We start from the raw sequence: 17204 nt of genomic DNA on the forward strand, positions 1-17204 counted from the left end.
TCGCTTCACCATAGAATCGCTGAGGGAGACTGTAGCGCCGACGCAGTAACCGAGCAGGGGGACGATCACGTGGATCACCAGGATGCTGCGTCGGCAGCGCGTTTGCTCACCGTGGTCGAGCGGGCCGTGTCGGATCGATTGCGCGCCTCCCTCGTGCCGTGGGAATTGGACCTCGAAGAATGGCGAGTGCTGTCGCTGTTGTCCGACGGTGAGGGACACACGATGGCCGAGACGGCGGAGTTCGCATTGCTCTCGCCGCCGACGTTGACCAAGGCGGTCAACCGGCTGGTGTCCAACAATCTGGTGCACCGCCGTACCGGCACCGTCGATCGTCGGCAGGTGCTGATCCGCTTGACGGCCCGTGGGAAAGCAAAGCACGACGCGGCCGCCCCGATGATGAACGACGCCGCGGCGATGGTCTTCCCGTCGGAGTCGGATCGTGAGCTGTTGCAGTCTCTGCTCCGGGCCCTCGAGACCAACGCGAAGACGGCCTCGATCACCCACTGACCTTTCTCGGCGTCCGGTCTCGGACGCGGTCTCCGCCGTAACCTGCCAGGTCGGCCGCTTTCGTGATCTCTTTTTAACATGTTTCACATTGCAATAGTGTCCACGGAAAGTATTGTTCCGATGCAGCGCAGCCAGCGCTCTCGCCGCGAACCGAAGTGGACACCCGTTCATGAACATGAAGAAATACTTCGAGGGGCCAGCGACCAGCCTCGACGATCAGATCGAAAGCTACGCAACCTCCCGAGTGCCCGACGACCAACGCTGGCGGCGGCCGGCGATCCTGCTGGTCCTCACCGGCAACGTGACCGCGATGTTCTGGTTCGCCCTCGGCGGCCAGATCGGGTTTCTGGTGGGATGGCCGATGTTCCTGATCCCCGTGGCGTACATGGTGATCGGTGCGACGCTCGTCGGCAGCCTCATCATGCGTATCGCCAGCCAAGAGGGTCTGTCGCTGCCACTGCTCACCCGCGGGCTCGGGTTCGGAACCAAGGGTTCTGCCGTCGCCTCGCTCGTCTACGCGGTCAACTACGTGTTCTACTTCATCTTCGAGGGCAGCATCGTCTCGCACGGGCTCAGTGAGCTCGCGGGGATCGAGATCGACTCCGCCTGGGCCACAGTGGTATTCGCGCTGGTCGCACTCGTGGCGCTGTTCTTCTCCTGGCGCGGTACGCACTCGATGAACATTCTGCAGCGCTTCGGGATGCCGATCTTCCTGATCCTGTTCGCCGTCGGTATGTACATGCTCGCCAGCGGTTACGTACTCGTCGGGCCCGGCGAATGGGAAGCGACCGGTGGATTCACCGCCACCGCACTGTGGCAGGCGTTCAGCCTCGCGAACGGGCAGGTCGTGTTCCAAGCACTCATCGCCACCGACTACGGACGGTTCGTCAAGAAGAGCGTCAGCTATGTCGGAACGGCCGGACTGATGCTGGCAGAACTGCTGATGATCGTCGTCGTGATGATTCTCGGTGTGTTCCTCGGTTTCACGATGCTGCGTCATTTCACCGGAACCACTGCAACACCGGAACTCTCGGCCACCGACCCGGGACTGTACTTCGCCATCGTCATGGGTCTGCTCGGCGTGATCTTCGCGGTGGTCACCCAGGTTCGCATCAACGTCATGAACCTGTATTCAGGATCCCTCGCCCTGTCCAACGCGTGGGATGTGCTCTCGCCCAGGAAGGTCGGGCGTCAATGGTGGATGGTGGCGCTACTGGTGGTGGGCGTGCTGTGCTACCCCGTCAACATTCTGCAGTACACCGACAAGTTCCTGGCCGTCACCGGCATCATGACCAACACCTGGATCTTCATTCTGCTCGCGGACTACTTCGTATGCAGAAGACTGCTCGGCCTGGCACCCCGCGACAACATCGAGTTCCGCGAAGGGCGAGTGCGCAATTGGAACCCCTGCGGCATCGTCGCCATGGCAGCGGGCGTCGCGGTGGGCGGGCTCGGCGTGTTCGGACTCTACCCGTCGTATTACGCGTCGTTCATCGCCATGCTTCTCGGTCCTCTTCTCTACGTTCCGCTCACGATGGCAACCCGCGGACAGTTCTACGAACCACCGAAATCGAACGATACCCTCATCGCCGAAAGGATTGTGGCGTCATGACATTCACTGCAGCAGCCGTACAATTCGAGCCCACGCTGTTCGCGAAGGAATCGAACGTCACCGCTCTGAGCGATCTCGTGGAGAAGGCGGCGTCGGACGGGGCGCGCCTGATCACGACACCCGAGATGGCAACCACCGGCTACTGCTTCCACGACACCGAGGAAGCGGCAACCGTCGTCGAACAGATCCCCGGCCCCACCACCGAGACGTTCGCCGAGATCGCGTCCCGTCGTAACTGCTACATCGTCGTGGGCATGCCCGAAGTCGATGCGACGAGCGGATTGTTCTACAACAGTGCAGTTCTCATCGGTCCCGAGGGAATCGTCGGCACACACCGCAAGACGCATCCGTACATCGCCGAGCCCAAATGGGCGGCCCCGGGCGATCTCGGGCACCAGGTGTTCGAGACCCCGCTCGGTCGCATCGCACTGCTCATCTGCATGGATCTGCACTTCCTGGAGACGGCGCGAGTGGCTGCGCTTCAGGGTGCCGACGTGATCTGCCACATCAGCAACTGGCTCGCCGAACGCACTCCCGCCCCCTACTGGATCAGTCGGGCCTTCGAGAACAACTGCTACGTCATCGAGAGCAACCGCTGGGGTCTCGAACGAACCGTTCAGTTCAGCGGCGGCACCTGCATCATCGAACCCGACGGAAACGTGGCCGGCCGCCTCGACGTCGGTGACGGTATTGTCCTCGGCGACATCGACATTCGTCGCACACGAGAGGCCGGGCCCGTGCGCAGGCCGAATCTGTACCGTGAACTGCAGACCAACACGTACGCGTGGAACCCGCTCGATTTCTTCACCCTCTACGGCCACTCGCCCTTACCGGCCGGGCGGACTTCGTCGGTGAGCGTCGTGCAATGCACTCCGGGGACGTCGATCGACGGCAATCTCGACGACATCGAGCAGTGGGCCGCCGGCCTTGCAGGCGCGAGCGATCTCATCGTGTTTCCCGAACTGTCCGTCACCGGGCCGGTCTCCGCGGATCGCCCGCCGCGCGAGGTCGGGGAGTCGATCGACGGGACGTCGCTCTCACGCGTCGTCGATATCGCTGCCCGGCATGGTGTTTCGATGGTCGTCGGTGTGGCCGAGCACGACATCGGTTCCGATCGGGTGTACAACTCCGCAGTGCTGGTTCAGCCGGACGGAACCTGCACGGCGTACCGCCAGATCCATCTGTCCGTCGAACACACCTCGCTGTTCGACGCGGGCGACCGCTGGACCGTCGTCGACCTTCCCGTCGGGAGAGTGGGAATGCTCGTCGGTCACGATGCACTGGTGCCGGAGGCCGGCCGAATTCTGGCGCTGCGTGGTTGTGATCTGATCGTTTGCCCGGCCGCACTCGCAGGCACCTTCGTCGGCTCCCATCCGGGAACCGACATCCCCCATGCAGCAGAGATTCCCACCGGAGCCGATCCCACGCACTGGCATCACATGCGCGTCCGGGCAGGCGAGAACAACGTGTACTTCGCGTTCGCCAACACGATCGACACCGACCGCGGAATTGCCGGACACAGCGGAGTATTCGGGCCCGACACCTTCGCCTTCCCCCGAACCGAAGCCCTCGTCGAGAGCGACGCGCCGGGCCGCGCGACCTGCGTCGTGGACACCACGAGCCTGGGTGGGGCGTACCCCACCAACGTCGTGCGCCGCAAAGACCTCGTGCTGATGCGGCAACCACACCAGTACGGAATCCTCTCGACGGCCTGAGTGGCCGAAAACGCCAGTGGCGTGGTCATGTCCCCGCTGGGGCACACAACCACGCCACTGGCTATCTGGTCGTTCCGCAGGCTCTACTCCTGCATAGGCACTTACTCCTTGGAGAGGTTCGTCCTCGGAATCTCTTCCGTGCGATCGGTCGTCCAGTCGCGGTTCGGTGCGGTGCCGCCACTGGGGGTCGGGCGGGGACCGGTGTCGGTGCGGGCCGGCTGACGGTGTCCACCGTTGCCGCCGCCGCGCAGCAGCAGAACGACTCCGGCGATCAGCGAGATGACACCGAGGATGCCGGCGACGATCGGAACGGTGCGGCCGAAGAGCGACAGCTTGTCCTGGCCGTCCTTCGCCTGCTGGATCTGGTACTCGACGGTGTTCTCGTCGAACGTGATCGGGGCCTTCAGCACGTCGACCTCGGGACGGCCTGCCTCACGGCCGTAGTACTGGTGGATCTGCTCTTCGCCCTTGACGACGACGCCGGTCTCGGGCTCGACCCACAGGGTGCGGGTGTTCTCGTACCAGCGGGTCATCGTCACCGGTGCGGTTCCACCTTCGACGCCCCAGGTGTCGGCGGGCAGCGTGACCTTGTTGGTCGGCAGGTTCACCACGGTCGACAGGTCGACCGGTCCGACGGTCTGCTGGTACTGGTACACCGGCGTGCCGTTGATTTCGGTTTCCTCGACGAAGTCGATGTCCTTCGAGGCGCGCGCGTTGACGTCGAAGTACGGGTAGCTCTTCTGCTCGGCGTTGAACGGGAACTTGTACTGCAGACCGGTGTGGGCCACTTCCTCGGCCGGCTTGTCGCCTGCCACCTGAATGGTGCCGATCGGGCTTTCGACGGGCATCGAGGTCTTGCGGTCGATGCTCACGCGGTCGACCGTGGCGGTCAGCAGGCCGGTGTCGGCCTGCTTGTCGGTGCGGCGCAACGTCTGTCCGGCCTGAAGAGTCATGATGTCGGCGTCGGAGGGATCCTCGACGGTGACGAATCGCTGTGAGGTCAGCGGAACGTTCTGATCGACCACGGCGCGACCGGCTGCCAGCGACCGCGCGTCGAGGACGCTTCCGGTGCCGGTGGAGACTGTGGTGACCTCGAGGTCGAGTGGAGTCTTCTCGAGCGCCGAGACGGTGTAGGTGGGGATGAGGATGGCGGCAACCACCAGAAATGCGCCCAAGCCGATGAGGAAAAGGGCCAATATCCGGCTCGGCCCTGAGCGCTCCGCCATGCTGAATCTCCTTAGTCGACCGCTTCACTGGAAGACACCGCAGGCGGGATCGTACGAATTCCCCGATGCGCTGCCCGATTTCTTACGACACGTCGCAGGTGACAGTAACAGTCGACAGTGGCACCGGTCTCGTCCATGCCGGTTCGACACGGCACACTTGAGCCACCATGAGCACTCGAGTCCACTCGGCGTCCGTCGTACCGTTGCGTGCCTTCGTGCCCGCTCTGGAGGGGATGCGGGCAGTTGCCGCGCTCGGCATCGTCGTCACCCACGTCGCATTCCAGACCGGGGCCGCCAATTCCCCGCTGATGGGCCGAGTCTGGGGCCGGTTCGATCTCACGGTGGCGATCTTCTTCGCGCTGTCGGGATTTCTGCTGTGGCGCCCGCATGCCGCGCAGGCCCGCGGACTCACGCAGGCGCAGCCCACTCGCCGCTACTTCTGGTCTCGCGCAGTGCGCATCCTGCCCGCCTACTGGGTGGTCACGGTGCTCGTCCTGCTGTTTCTGCCGCACGCAGGCGGGGACTATCGGGTGTGGCTGGCCAACCTGTCGCTGACCCAGGTGTTCGTACCGTTGACGCTGACCGAGGGCATGACGCAGATGTGGTCACTGTCGGTGGAGGTGGCGTTCTATCTGTTGCTGCCGCTGTTCGCCTGGCTGATGATCCGGCTTCGGGGATCGTCGGCGAGGTACCGGGTGTGGGTTCTGCTCGCTGCGTCCGCGGTGACGCTTTCCTGGGCGTTCATTCCGATCGCGACACCGGAAGCCATCCATCACGACAACTGGTTGCCCGGCTACTTCCCGTGGTTCGCCGCCGGCATGGTGCTTGCCGAAGTATCGGTCGGTCCGCAGATGTGGGTGCATCGTTGGGCGCGTCGCACATGGGTGATGCCCGCGATCGCGGTGACGGCATTCGTTCTGTCGGCGACGCCGCTGGCGGGCCCACAGGGATTGGTGCGGCCCGAGCCGTGGCAGTTCGAGCTCAAGATCGTCTTCGGTGCCGTGCTGGCGTTCGCGATGCTCTCGCCGTTGGTGCTGGCCGATTCCGGCCGCAGGCATCGGGTGTTCGAGCATCCGGTGATGCTGACCCTCGGCCGCTGGTCGTACGGGATCTTCATCTGGCACCTGGCCGTGCTCGCCGTCGTGTTCCCGGTGTTCGGCATCGTCCCCTTCTCCGGCGGCATGTGGTTCGTGCTGACGGTGACCCTGGCACTGTCGATTCCGGTCGCTGCCGCGAGCTATGCGTTGGTGGAAGAGCCGGCCCGGCGCAGGTTCGCGCCGAAGAAGGCGGTTACGGCTTCCGCATCGCGCTGACGGCCAACGCGACGATGCCGATCAACGAGGCCAGCTGCACCGCGTAGGACCCGCCCACGTATCCGTCGGCCGACCGCCACGGTCCGAGTGAGAGCAGCGCTGCCCCCAGCAGGGCGAATCCTCCTGCTGCGCACACCGATACGCGAGACGTGAGCTCCGACCCGTAACGGCGGTTCAGCAGCGCCGAGCCGACACCGAGAACCAGCACCGAGATCGCTCCGACGACGCCTGCCAGCACGATCGCCGCGCCGAGCAGCGCCGCGAACGCCACCGGAGTGCTACGCCAGGGCCTGGGCGCGGGGCCTGGATCGACGACGCCGCGGGGCCGTCGCACCGCCGCGATCAGAAACGGAATCAAGAGCAGTAGTCCGCCGAAGATCCCGAGTCGGTACCAGCGGTCGGTGGTGAAATCCAACGACACCGTGCCCGACGCCCCGGCCGGGACGATCCAGGCCTGCTGCCAGCCGTCGACGACCACCGGAGTCAGTTCGGTCCCTCCGGGTGTCGTTGCCCGCCAGCCGTTGTTGTTGCTTTCGGGGATGACGAGCAGGCGATCCGAGGTGCTCGAGGTAAGGGTCACTTCGCGGTGATCGGGGCTCCATGCTGTGGTGCGCGCCGCCTGCGGTGCAGACGTGTCCGGCCACAACGCCGGAATGGGCATGGTGCGCAGTCGAAGCCCGTCGACGAAGAACGACGCTCCGGGTTCGACGACGATGTCCTGGCGTCCCTCGGGGAGCGACACGGGATTGACGAACTTTTCGTTGACCGGGATGTCCGCGTCGCAGACCGATGCGGGTAGAGCTGCGCCGGAACGGAATTGGTCTGCGGTCGCCGTCACCGAGGTGCGCACCGTCTGCCCCGCGATGGACACCAGGGGTCCGTCGAAGCAGTCGACCGTGATCTGCCGGTCACCGTCGTACGGCGGCCCGATCGGCTCACCGGCGGACAACGGTGTGACCTCGGCAAATCCGGGCGGTTGAGATTGGATGAAGCCCAACGAGTTTCGGTCGAGTACGCCGTCCCAGTCGACGATGGAGAGCACGATCCTGTCGGTCACGTACGGTGCCAACGCGAGTGTCGTCGAACCCTCGGTATCCACATCGCGCACCATCGGACCGTTGCCCAGGTTCACTGCCACCCGCGTGGGGTGGGCAGGCAATGCGCCGAGGCTGGGGCTCAGCTCGAGCCCGTCCACCAGTGTCGGAGCGGGCAATTGGATGGTGAGAGTGGGGTCGGTGCCGGCTCGATCGGTGATCGACTTCTCCGGTGCCGTCCACGACGTACGCGGGTCGCCGTCGGTGGCGGCGAAGGCCGAACCGTCGAGGTCCGCGACGTCGGACGCCCCACTCGCCAACGGCCGGCCGGGTTGAGCCAGCAGGGCCTCGAGCTCGGGGGACTGCCGCGTGCGTACCGTCAGCTCGGGGATCACCGCGGTGCCCATCGGGACGTCGATCGTGCGCGAGAAGCGGCCCAGTTCCTCCGGCGACTTGGACAGTCCACTGCTGCACCGGATTCGATCGTCGGTGTCCAGGCAACCGGAGCGGCCCGGAAATTCTTGGCCCAGCTCCCACGCGTCGACGCTCGCGCCCGCAGGAGTGGGCGGCAACACCGCGCGATGCACGATGGAGACCGGCTTCGGGTTGTCCCGGTCGGAGTAGTCGTCCACCGACACCTCGCTGATGCCGAACTGACTGCCCCGGGTGCCGTCGACCGTCGACTTCGCGGTGATGCGCAGCCACGGAGTTTCCCCACCGGGCAGCGACACCGTCATCGGGTCTCCCGGCTTGTCCACCCGGGCCGCCGTCGAGCCGTTCGGAGTGGTGACCTCGACCCACTTGACCGGGTCTCCGATCGTTCCCGGGCTGGTCCGCATGTGCAGCAGCCCGCCGCGCACCGGAGTATCGAAATCGAGTTGAAGCCATTGCCCCACAGCGCGTTCGATGCCGTTGCTGATCCAACCGGTGGCCAGGTCACCGTCCACTGCGGCCGCGACCCCGCTGCCGGGCACACTGCCCCCGATCTGAGTCGCGTCCGACGCCGAACTCGACGCGGTCAACGTCGCGCCTTCCCACTCCGCGTCCACGGTCTGCGCCCCGTACACCGGATAATCGGGAACCTCGTTGAGCGAACGGCGGGGCTCGTCGGCGGCCCGCAACGCGGAGTTGTGATTGTCCACCTGACCGAAGTCGGTCTCGCGATTCATCGGTGTGTCGGTCACCGTCACCGAATCGACGGGCAGGCCCGCAGCAGCTGCATCCGACGCCAACAGCGTCGGCCCGGCCGGAACGGGCAGGCGAACACCGTTGTTGCGCAACTCGTTCGATCGCAGAATCGACTCGGGCCCGCCCTGCACCACCGGCACCCGATCCACATCGACCGTGTACGGACCGGAGGCAGGTACGTCCGCTGCGGCATCGACCGCGTAGATCTCTACGGCCGGATACGGAGGCCGTAGATCGCCGTCCAGAACCACCCCGTCCACCTGACCCGGTGCCACGTCCTCGCCGAACTCTGCCACCTTCTCGAGCCCCGGCGAACCGTCGAGCACGCGGTGGACGGACGCCGGTCGGGTGGACCGCGAATCCTCCGGATCCAGGTCGTTGCGCACGACGACGTAGCTGATGCCCTGTCCCACAAGGGTATCGGCCAAGCCGGTCGACGGCCTGCCGTCGGCGAAGAGTCGTTGCACCGAGTCGAGGGCGCGAATGGCACCGGGCGGCGTGAGCGGCACCGCATCTCGGACGGCCCAGGGCGTGGTCGCGAGAGCCTGCAACGGCTCGTCGCGCGTCAGGCCCCAGGTCTGCAGAGCGAACGGTGCGCCGGGCACGATCAGTGCACGCTGCGCGTCGGAACCGTCGGGACTCGAGCCGGAGGCATGGTCGGTGAGCCAGTCCGCGGCGTCGTGCCAGTACTGCGGCACGGCCTCGTACGCACCGCGCGGCGCGAGCTTGCCCGTCCATGCCAGCGCCGTCGAGAGCGTCAGCGCCACCAGGACCAGCGCGGTCACCGCCATCATCGGGTGCTTTTCGGGATGCGCGACGGCCGCTCGCCACGTCGGCCGTGGAACCGAACCCGGCAGTGGAACCCGGGCCAGCAGATGAGCGAGGCCGAGTACCAACGGGATTCGGATGACCGGCTCGAGTTTGTGAATGTTGCGCAGAGGTGCGCCCGCGGAATCGAGGAACACTCGCACGGTTGCCGCGAACGGACCGTCGAGATCGCCGACGAACCCTGCGCCCAGGCCAACGAGGCCGACGAACAACATGATCGTCAACCGGCCGCGGGCCGGCATCGAGCGCATCGCCAGCCCCGCAATGCCAGCGGCCGCGATCAAGCCGGTCGCGATCACGGCAGCAGGCTGAGTCACCAGCACGGCGCCCGCCACCCGTTCGGGAGAGACGAACGGGGTCCAGCTGCCGGTACCGCGTAGTACCTCGGTCAGCGACGTCCACTGGGTCGTCGTGCCGGACGATTCGATGTAGTCGAGGAACGGCGGAGAGACCTTGCCCAGCAACAGCAGTGGGACGATCCACCACAGTGTCGCCAGCACCAGAAAGCCGGTCCACCAGGCCGCGAATACCAGCCAGCGGCGGTTCGGCCGATGGCACAGCAGCCAGATGACGGCAACGAGAACGGCGGCGGCGGTGGCGACGGCATTGACCGCGCCCATCAACGCCACGGCCAGTGCCGATTGTGCCGCCGCACGCCGAACCGTGTTCGTTGCGGACCGACTGTTCAGGTAACGAACGATGGGAACGAGCACCCACGGCGCGAGCATCATGGGCATCGTCTCCGAGGAGATCGACGCCAGAGTGGTGATCACCCTGGGGGACAGCACGAATGCTGTCGCTGCGATCAGACGGGAAGTGCGACTGCCGACACCGAGTGCCTCGGCGAGCCGGACGATTCCCCAGAAGCCGGCGACGAGTAGCAGCGCCCACCAGATGCGTTGCGTGATCCACGGTGGGATCGACAGCAGATCACCGCCGGCGAAGAACGCCCCGTGCGGGAAGAAGTAGCCGTAGGCCTGATTCTGCACCTGGCCCAGCGGTGCTGCGCTGTTCCACTGATGCGAGGCGCGTTCGAGAAATCCGAGAGGGTTCTGCGCCAGGTCGTACTTGGTATCGGCGACGGTGAAGCCCGGGACCTGCAGAAATGTGAGCAGGAATGCGAGAGCGGAGACTCCGAAGAGCCAAATCCGACCGAGCGGCTCGGCCGAGATCAACGATCCACGTGAGCGACCAGCGTCAGCGGCTGCCGTACTCAACCTGGTTCAGCAAGGACGAGTCGGCGTTTCCGGTGCGATCGATGTCCGGCCGAGAGTTGTCTGCTGCACCGGCGGTGACTCCGAATACGACGCCGGCACCCAGTACGGCTCCGACGACGGCGGCAATGACACCCGGGACAGCGAACTTCATCTCGGTTCTCCAGTCAGTCGGCTCAGTGAAGCAGTGGGCGAGGTTGTCCCCCACGCGGGCATCACGGTATCACCTGCACCCTGTGAACCGGCCGGTGGACGCGTTACTTTCCGGGAGGAACGATCAGCACGGGTCGATGGCTGTGCCGCAGCACGTGCTCGGCCACCGAGCTCTGCAGTAGGGCCCGCAGCCCCGTGGTGCCTCTGGTGCCGGTGACGATGATGTCGACGTTCATCTCGTCGGCCTTCTCCACGATCGCGCTCCAGATGGCGGTGGTGCATTCGGTGCACTGGCCTTCCACCTTCAGGCCTGCGGCCTCGGCCAGGGCGACGCCCTCGCTGTTGGTCACCTTCGCGTCGGTGAGAGCGACGTCCTCGGCCTCGTCGTCCGGCACCCACTCGGGCTGCATGACGCCCGACAGACCTGACATCCGCGCTGCTTGACGCACCATCGGTTCCCAGGCCGTGACGACGATCGCGCGAGAGGTGGTGAGAAACCGTCCCGCATAGTCGATGGCTCGTTTGGCGTTGTCGGAACCGTCGTAGGCAATGAGTATGAGGTCAGCAGTCATGGTGGTGATTCTCCTCATGTCGCTTTCGTCCAGATTACCCCGCCCCCGCCCCGGATCAATGTGGGTTTCGGTCGCTCGGAGTGCAACAAAGTCGCATTGATCCCAACCGGAGGGCGGTCAGCAACACGCAACTTCTCGGCTACCGTCGTATTCCATGCGACTTCGGTTTTCGGTTCGGTCCGCTGCAGCAGTGACGGTCGGGGTGGGGTTGCTCGTCTCGTGTTCCAGTGAATCGTCGCAGGTGGCCTCGACGCAGTCGGCTCCGTCCTCGACGACGACCGCTCCGCAGACGACGGTCCCGCAGTCGACGCCTCCGCCGGCCGACGCGTGTGTCACCTTCGTCGACGGTCTGACCGAGCGACAACGTCTCGCTCAATTGCTCACCGTGGGCGTCACCGGAACGCAGGACGCGATTCGGATCATGTCCACCGAGCAGGTGGGCGGGATCTTCGTCGGCAGCTGGACCGACGAGTCGATGCTCGGTAACCGTGAGGTTCCGCAGGTGCTCGACGCGTCCGCGGTGGCACCGATGGTGACGATCGACGAAGAAGGCGGACGCGTGTCGCGGGTTGCCGATCTGTTGGGTGCGGCACCGTCGGCGCGGGAACTGGCGCAGACGATGTCGGTGGACGAGGCGTATCAGGAGGCCTTGACGCGAGGCCGGGGACTGAAGGATCTCGGCGTCACCGTCGACTTCGCGCCGGTTGTCGACGTCAGTGCTCAGCCCGATGATTCCGTCATCGGCGACCGCTCGTTCTCCGACGATCCGCAGGTCGTCATCGAGTACGCGGGGGCGTACGCGAAGGGGTTGAAGGATGCGGGTGTCGAGCCGGTCATCAAGCACTTTCCCGGGCACGGCTCGGGTTCGGGTGACTCGCACACCGGGGCCGTCACCACGCCGCCGCTCGACGAGCTGAAAGCCAAGGATCTGCTGCCGTTCGCCGCGCTCGACACTACCGGAGTGGGCGTCATGGTCGGCCACCTCGACGTGCCAGGACTGACCGACCCCGGTGTTCCCGCCAGCATCAGCCCTGCGGCCATGGCGTTGCTGCGCGACGGCGTCGGATACGGAGCGAAGCCCTTCGACGGTCCGATCTTCACCGACGACCTCAGTGGCATGGCGGCGATCACGGCCCGGCTCGGGATCGTCGACGCGGTCGAGTCGGCGTTGGTGGCCGGAGCCGATGTGGCGTTGTGGCTGACCACCGATCAGGTGCCGGCGGTGTTGGACAATCTGGAGGACGCAGTGGCGACGGGGCGCCTTCCCGCAGCCCAGGTGGACGAGGCGGCGGCGACGGTTGCCCGGTTCAAAGGGGCGTGCGGAGCCTGATCGGTCGTCGCTCGACCTTACTGTGGAGTAACGTCTAGTGCTTCGTACGTATTGGAGGATCCATGGCTGGCGGCACCAAGAGACTGCCCCGCGCCGTCCGCGAGCAGCAGATGCTCGACGCGGCAGTGGATGTGTTCTCCGACAACGGGTTTCACGAGACATCGATGGATTCGATCGCCAAGAAGGCGGCCATCTCGAAGCCGATGCTCTATCTGTACTACGGCTCGAAAGACGAGCTGTTCGCTGCGTGCATTCATCGTGAGGGCCTCAAGTTCGTCGAGGCCCTGACGCCCGCTGCAGACCCGACCCTGACGCCGCGCGAACAACTGCGCCGTGCGCTGGTCGGTTTTCTCGGCTTCGTCGGCGAGAACCGAAAGTCGTGGATGGTGCTCTACCGCCAGGCGATCGGTCAGCAGGCTTTCGCCTCGCAGGTGCAGAGCAGCCGAGACCGGTTGATCGAGCTGACCGCAGGTCTGCTGGCGATGAGTACCCGAGACCCGGAACAGTCACAGAACTTCGGGCTGATGGCCGTAGCGCTGGTCGGGGCCGGTGAGGCCGTGGCCGACCGCGTGGCAGGCGGAGAAATCGAGGTCGACGCGGCAGCGGACCTCCTGGAAAACCTGGCGTGGCGCGGACTCGCCGGCAAGAAAACTGCCACAACCTAGCTGGCCGCCCGGGTCGTTCCGCAGGCTCCACTCCTGCCGCCACCTACACAGCCGAACTCGAAGTTATGGACGGAAATCCGAGGAAATCCGTCCATAACTTCGAGTTCGAGCCAACTCAGCGCAGGGTTCCCGTCAGATGCGGGTAACCCTTCTTCGGGTTCTTCAGTGACAGGTCCCAGCCGGTACCGACGGCATCGGCGTAGGCATTGATCGTCGCGGGCAGGATGATCGGCTTGCCGAATCGGATGCTGTACTTCACGGCCTCCGGGATGCGGCCTTCGACCGTCTGCAGTACCGCTGCAGCACTCCACATTCCGTGTGCGATGGTCTTCGGGAAGCCGAAAGCCTTTGCACCGAGCGAGGATACGTGGATCGGGTTGCGGTCTCCGGAGATGGCCGCGTACCGGCTGATGATCCGCTGATCGACGCGCAGGGTGCGGGTCGGGGGCGGCGGTACCTCGTCTGCAGGCGGTGTTTCACGGGGTCCACCCGAGAGCGAGGTCTTCTGCAGGCTCAGGAAGCTCGAGGTCTGCTTCCAGACCAGTTCGCGTCCCACCTTGACCTCGCTGATCAGGTCGACCAGCAAGCCCTTGCGGTGCTCGCGCAGATTCTCCGCGTGCACTCGAATATCCAGCGGCTCCGATGCCGAGATGCCGCGGAACTGCTCGATGACGTTCTCGGCGTGCACCGAACCGATGGCGGCGAACGGAAAGCCCTTGGACACCATCAGTTTCATCACTGTCGGGAACACAAGCGTGAACGGGTAGGTGATCGGGAGTTGATCGCCGAATCGCAGCCCCGTCGCGCGGCAGTAGCCGGCCAGGTTGTCCTGGTCCACTCGCAGGCCCTTGAGCTCGAACACGGTGCTGGGCACCGTCTTCGACTTGGACCCGAGGAAGGGCAAGGCACCCAGTGCAGCCGAGGTGTAGATCTGGGACGTCTTCGGCTGCTCGGTGAGCGTGACGGTGCTCATGCGCCGAGGAGGCTCTGGCCGCACACGCGCACGACCTGCCCGGTGACGGCGTTGGATGCGGGAGAAGCGAAGTAGGAGACCAACTCCGCGACGTCGACGGTCTCGCCGCCCTGCAGCAGCGAGCTCATGCGCCGTCCGGCCTCGCGGGTGGCGAACGGGATGGCCGCCGTCATCGCGGTCTCGATGAAGCCGGGAGCAACCGCGTTGATGGTGATGTTCTTCTTCGCGAGCACCGGTGCGGAGGCGTGCACCAGGCCGATGACGCCGGCCTTGGAGGTGCCGTAGTTGGTCTGGCCGCGGTTGCCCGCGATACCGGCGATGGAGGAGACGTCGACGACGCGGCCGCCGTCCTTGAGCGCGCCGGATGCCACCAGCTCGTCGGTGATACGCTGCGGCGCAGCGAGATTGACGCCGATGACGGAGTTCCAGCGGGCGTCGTCCATGTTCGCGAGGGTCTTGTCGCGGGTGATGCCGGCGTTGTGCACGATGATGTCGGCACCGCCGTGGCGCTCGAGCAGGTGCTTCGAGAGGACCTGGCCGGCGTCGGGCGAGGTGACGTCGAGGGCCAGCGAGGTACCGCCGACCTTGTTGGCCGTCTGCGAGAGTGCTTCTCCCGCTGCGGGAATGTCCGCGGCGATGACGGTGGCTCCGTCACGGGCGAGAACCTCGGCGATGGTGGCACCGATGCCGCGGGCAGCGCCGGTGACGACGGCGACCTTGCCGGCGAGCGGCTTGTCCCACGAGGCCGGCGCCTGCGAGTCGGCGTCGCCGACGACGATGACCTGGCCGTCGACGAAGGCGGACTTGGCCGACAGCAGGAAGCGCAGGGTGGATTCGAGGCCGGAGAGTCCGGTCGACGCGTTGGGGGAGATGTAGACGAGCTGAGCCGTCGCGCCGCGCTTGACCTCTTTGCCCACGCTGCGGGTGAAGCCTTCGAGGGCGCGCTGCGCGATGTGCTCGTCGACGCTCGACGTTTCTTCGGGGGTGGTGCCGATGACGACGACGCGAGCGGACGGTGCCAGGTTGCGGATGACCGGCTGGAAGAACTTGAAGAGCTGCTCGAGCTCGGCGACGTTACCGATGCCGGTGGCGTCGAACACCAGTCCGCCGTGCTTGTCGTCGTGCGGCTGCGACTGCGGGTAGTCCGAGAGCAGCTCACGCAGCGGCTCGACGAGGCGGCCGTTGCCGCCGATCAGGACCGGTCCGGCCAGTGGCGGCTCGCCTGCCTTGTAGCGGCGCAGCTTCTCGGGCTGCGGCAGGCCGGCCTGCTTGGCGATGAAGGCTCCCGGCGCGGACGCGAGGAACGTTGAGTAGAGATCTGGGGCTCCCTTGGAGGCTGCCACTGTCGTACCTTTCATTCAGCGCTGCTCGCTCTGAGGGCGAGGCGCACGACCGGGTGTCGACAACCAACTTACTCGCCAGTAAGATGAAACTCCACCAGGGCCATTCCCCACATGCTGGGGACGATGTTTGGAGACGTCAGTGACAAGCAAGCAGCTACGACCGGTCGCAATCGTCGGTGGCAACCGCATTCCGTTCGCGCGTTCGGACAAGAAGTACGCGCTGGCGTCCAACCAGGACATGCTCACCGCCACCATCGACGGTCTCGTCGCCCGTTTCGGTCTGCAGGGCGAGCGTCTCGGCCTCGTCGCAGCCGGTGCCGTGCTCAAGCACTCCCGGGACTTCAACCTCACCCGTGAGGTCGTGCTCGGCAGCGCGCTGAGCCCGTACACCCCGGCCTTCGACATCCAGCAGGCCTGCGGTACCGGTCTACAGTCGATCATCGCCGTCGGCGACGCCATCGCCTCGGGCCGGATCGACGCCGGTATCGGCGGCGGCGTGGACACGACGTCCGACGCTCCGATCGGTGTCAACGACGAACTGCGCGAGTTCCTGCTCTCGCTGAACCGGGCGAAGAGCACCACCGCTCGCCTCAAGCTGCTCGGCAACGTCCGTCCCGGCATGCTCGGCATCGAGATCCCCCGCAACGGTGAGCCGCGTACAGGCCTGTCGATGGGTGATCATGCCGCCATCACCGCGAAGGAATTCGGTGTCCGCCGCGAGGACCAGGACGAACTGGCCGCAGCGAGCCACCACAACATGGCGGCTGCGTACGATCGCGGATTCTTCGACGACCTGGTGACGCCGTTCCTCGGCCTGACTCGCGACGACAACCTGCGTCCGGGATCGACCGTCGAGAAGCTGGCCACCCTCAAGCCGGTCTTCGGAACCAAGCTGGGCGACGCCACCATGACGGCCGGCAACTCGACTCCGCTGACCGACGGCGCGTCGGCTGCGCTGCTGTCGAGCGACGAATGGGCTGCCGAGCGCAACCTGCCGGTGCTGGCGCACCTCGTCGATTCCGAGACCGCCGCCGTCGATTACATCCACGGCAACGGATCGTTCAAGGACGGACTGCTAATGGCCCCGACGTACGCGATTCCGCGTCTGCTCGCCCGCAACGGTCTGACTTTGCAGGACTTCGACTACTACGAGATCCACGAGGCGTTCGCTTCGGTGGTGCTCGCGACGCTGCAGGCGTTCGAGAGCGACGCGTACTGCAAGGAGCGTCTGGGACTCGACGGTGCGCTCGGTTCCATCGACCGCAGCAAGCTCAACGTCAACGGGTCCTCGCTCGCCGCGGGCCATCCGTTCGCCGCGACCGGTGGACGCATCGTCGCGTCGCTGGCGAAGATGCTGGCCGAAAAGGGTTCGGGCCGCGGCCTGATCTCGATCTGCGCGGCCGGTGGCCAGGGCGTCACCGCCATCATCGAGCGCTGATCACCGCAGCTTCGGCTGCTCCCCGATACGGGGACACGATCTGGGGGTCACAGGGTCGGCGGATCCGGCAAACGAGGGGTTTTCGGATCTGCT

The 17204-nt window shown here is 65.7% G+C and carries 13 protein-coding genes; 7 read left to right on the forward strand and 6 right to left on the reverse strand.

Annotated elements, in window-relative coordinates:
* The first annotated feature begins 69 nt into the window (after positions 1–69).
* The 3 genes from RFA01S_RS06595 to RFA01S_RS06605 all read left to right on the forward strand — a co-directional run bounded on the left by RFA01S_RS06595 (position 70) and on the right by RFA01S_RS06605 (position 3834).
* Positions 70–507 (forward strand): MarR family winged helix-turn-helix transcriptional regulator, encoded by a 438-nt coding sequence (locus tag RFA01S_RS06595; RefSeq protein WP_032406215.1) that lies wholly within the window; start codon positions 70–72, stop codon positions 505–507.
* Between the two features lie 169 nt (positions 508–676).
* Positions 677–2119, forward strand: coding sequence for a purine-cytosine permease family protein (locus tag RFA01S_RS06600; RefSeq protein ID WP_032406057.1), 1443 nt, complete (start codon positions 677–679; stop codon positions 2117–2119).
* Positions 2116–3834, forward strand: a complete 1719-nt coding sequence (locus RFA01S_RS06605) for a nitrilase-related carbon-nitrogen hydrolase (RefSeq protein WP_032406058.1) — start codon at positions 2116–2118, stop codon at positions 3832–3834. Before RFA01S_RS06600 ends, RFA01S_RS06605 begins: the two co-directional genes overlap by 4 nt.
* Positions 3835–3935: 101 nt before the next feature.
* On the opposite strand, the gene pgfA is transcribed toward RFA01S_RS06605, so the two are convergent.
* Positions 3936–5060 carry a cell envelope lipid trafficking protein PgfA gene (gene pgfA / locus RFA01S_RS06610; protein ID WP_027495378.1) on the reverse strand — a complete coding sequence of 375 codons (1125 nt, stop codon included), beginning with the start codon at positions 5058–5060 and terminating at the stop codon, positions 3936–3938.
* Positions 5061–5227: 167 nt separating this feature from the next.
* On the opposite strand from pgfA, the gene RFA01S_RS06615 reads away from it, so the two are divergent.
* Complete coding sequence (locus tag RFA01S_RS06615; protein ID WP_080966193.1) at positions 5228–6373, forward strand: acyltransferase family protein; 1146 nt, start codon at positions 5228–5230, stop codon at positions 6371–6373.
* Here RFA01S_RS06615 and RFA01S_RS06620 read toward each other — a convergent pair.
* From RFA01S_RS06620 to RFA01S_RS06630, 3 genes are all read right to left on the reverse strand, one after another.
* Entirely contained in the window at positions 6351–10598 is a 4248-nt protein-coding gene (locus RFA01S_RS06620) for an alpha-(1->3)-arabinofuranosyltransferase (protein WP_139278395.1), read from the reverse strand. The two genes, RFA01S_RS06615 and RFA01S_RS06620, sit on opposite strands and share 23 nt — an antisense overlap.
* Positions 10599–10620: 22 nt before the next feature.
* Positions 10621–10791 (reverse strand): DUF2613 domain-containing protein, encoded by a 171-nt coding sequence (locus RFA01S_RS06625; RefSeq protein WP_072692026.1) that lies wholly within the window; start codon positions 10789–10791, stop codon positions 10621–10623.
* Positions 10792–10894: 103 nt separating this feature from the next.
* A complete protein-coding gene (locus RFA01S_RS06630; RefSeq protein WP_027495380.1) occupies positions 10895–11362 on the reverse strand; it encodes a universal stress protein in 468 nt (155 codons plus the stop codon).
* A gap of 154 nt (positions 11363–11516) precedes the next feature.
* Here RFA01S_RS06630 and RFA01S_RS06635 point away from each other — a divergent pair, with 154 nt between their 5' ends.
* Both RFA01S_RS06635 and RFA01S_RS06640 read left to right on the forward strand, forming a co-directional pair.
* Positions 11517–12692 (forward strand): glycoside hydrolase family 3 N-terminal domain-containing protein, encoded by a 1176-nt coding sequence (locus RFA01S_RS06635; protein WP_032406059.1) that lies wholly within the window; start codon positions 11517–11519, stop codon positions 12690–12692.
* Between the two features lie 62 nt (positions 12693–12754).
* The gene (locus RFA01S_RS06640) at positions 12755–13357 is read left to right on the forward strand and encodes a TetR/AcrR family transcriptional regulator (RefSeq protein WP_027495382.1); all 603 of its coding nucleotides are present in this window, start codon (positions 12755–12757) and stop codon (positions 13355–13357) included.
* A 115-nt stretch (positions 13358–13472) separates the two neighbouring features.
* Here RFA01S_RS06640 and RFA01S_RS06645 read toward each other — a convergent pair whose 3' ends face one another.
* On the reverse strand, positions 13473–14330 hold the full coding sequence (locus tag RFA01S_RS06645; RefSeq protein ID WP_032369490.1) for a MaoC/PaaZ C-terminal domain-containing protein: 858 nt from the start codon (positions 14328–14330) through the stop codon (positions 13473–13475).
* A complete protein-coding gene (locus tag RFA01S_RS06650; protein ID WP_032367092.1) occupies positions 14327–15673 on the reverse strand; it encodes a 3-oxoacyl-ACP reductase in 1347 nt (448 codons plus the stop codon). The genes RFA01S_RS06645 and RFA01S_RS06650 overlap by 4 nt, the downstream gene beginning before the upstream one ends.
* A 139-nt stretch (positions 15674–15812) precedes the next feature.
* Here RFA01S_RS06650 and RFA01S_RS06655 point away from each other — a divergent pair, with 139 nt between their 5' ends.
* A complete protein-coding gene (locus RFA01S_RS06655) occupies positions 15813–17111 on the forward strand; it encodes an acetyl-CoA C-acetyltransferase (protein WP_032406060.1) in 1299 nt (432 codons plus the stop codon).
* Positions 17112–17204: the final 93 nt, after the last annotated feature.

Origin of the sequence: Rhodococcoides fascians NBRC 12155 = LMG 3623, from assembly GCF_001894785.1 — a bacterium.
Taxonomy (GTDB): domain Bacteria; phylum Actinomycetota; class Actinomycetes; order Mycobacteriales; family Mycobacteriaceae; genus Rhodococcoides; species Rhodococcoides fascians.

What these genes read in the sequence shown, in the direction of transcription:
- RFA01S_RS06605 (WP_032406058.1), top strand. Translation starts at nt 2,116, where the DNA reads ATGACATTCACTGCAGCAGCCGTACAATTCGAGCCCACGCTGTTCGCG.
- RFA01S_RS06635 (WP_032406059.1), top strand. Translation starts at nt 11,517, where the DNA reads ATGCGACTTCGGTTTTCGGTTCGGTCCGCTGCAGCAGTGACGGTCGGG.
- RFA01S_RS06600 (WP_032406057.1), top strand. Translation starts at nt 677, where the DNA reads ATGAACATGAAGAAATACTTCGAGGGGCCAGCGACCAGCCTCGACGAT.
- RFA01S_RS06615 (WP_080966193.1), top strand. Translation starts at nt 5,228, where the DNA reads ATGAGCACTCGAGTCCACTCGGCGTCCGTCGTACCGTTGCGTGCCTTC.
- RFA01S_RS06625 (WP_072692026.1), bottom strand. Translation starts at nt 10,791, where the DNA reads ATGAAGTTCGCTGTCCCGGGTGTCATTGCCGCCGTCGTCGGAGCCGTA.
- pgfA (WP_027495378.1), bottom strand. Translation starts at nt 5,060, where the DNA reads ATGGCGGAGCGCTCAGGGCCGAGCCGGATATTGGCCCTTTTCCTCATC.
- RFA01S_RS06645 (WP_032369490.1), bottom strand. Translation starts at nt 14,330, where the DNA reads ATGAGCACCGTCACGCTCACCGAGCAGCCGAAGACGTCCCAGATCTAC.
- RFA01S_RS06640 (WP_027495382.1), top strand. Translation starts at nt 12,755, where the DNA reads ATGGCTGGCGGCACCAAGAGACTGCCCCGCGCCGTCCGCGAGCAGCAG.
- RFA01S_RS06630 (WP_027495380.1), bottom strand. Translation starts at nt 11,362, where the DNA reads ATGACTGCTGACCTCATACTCATTGCCTACGACGGTTCCGACAACGCC.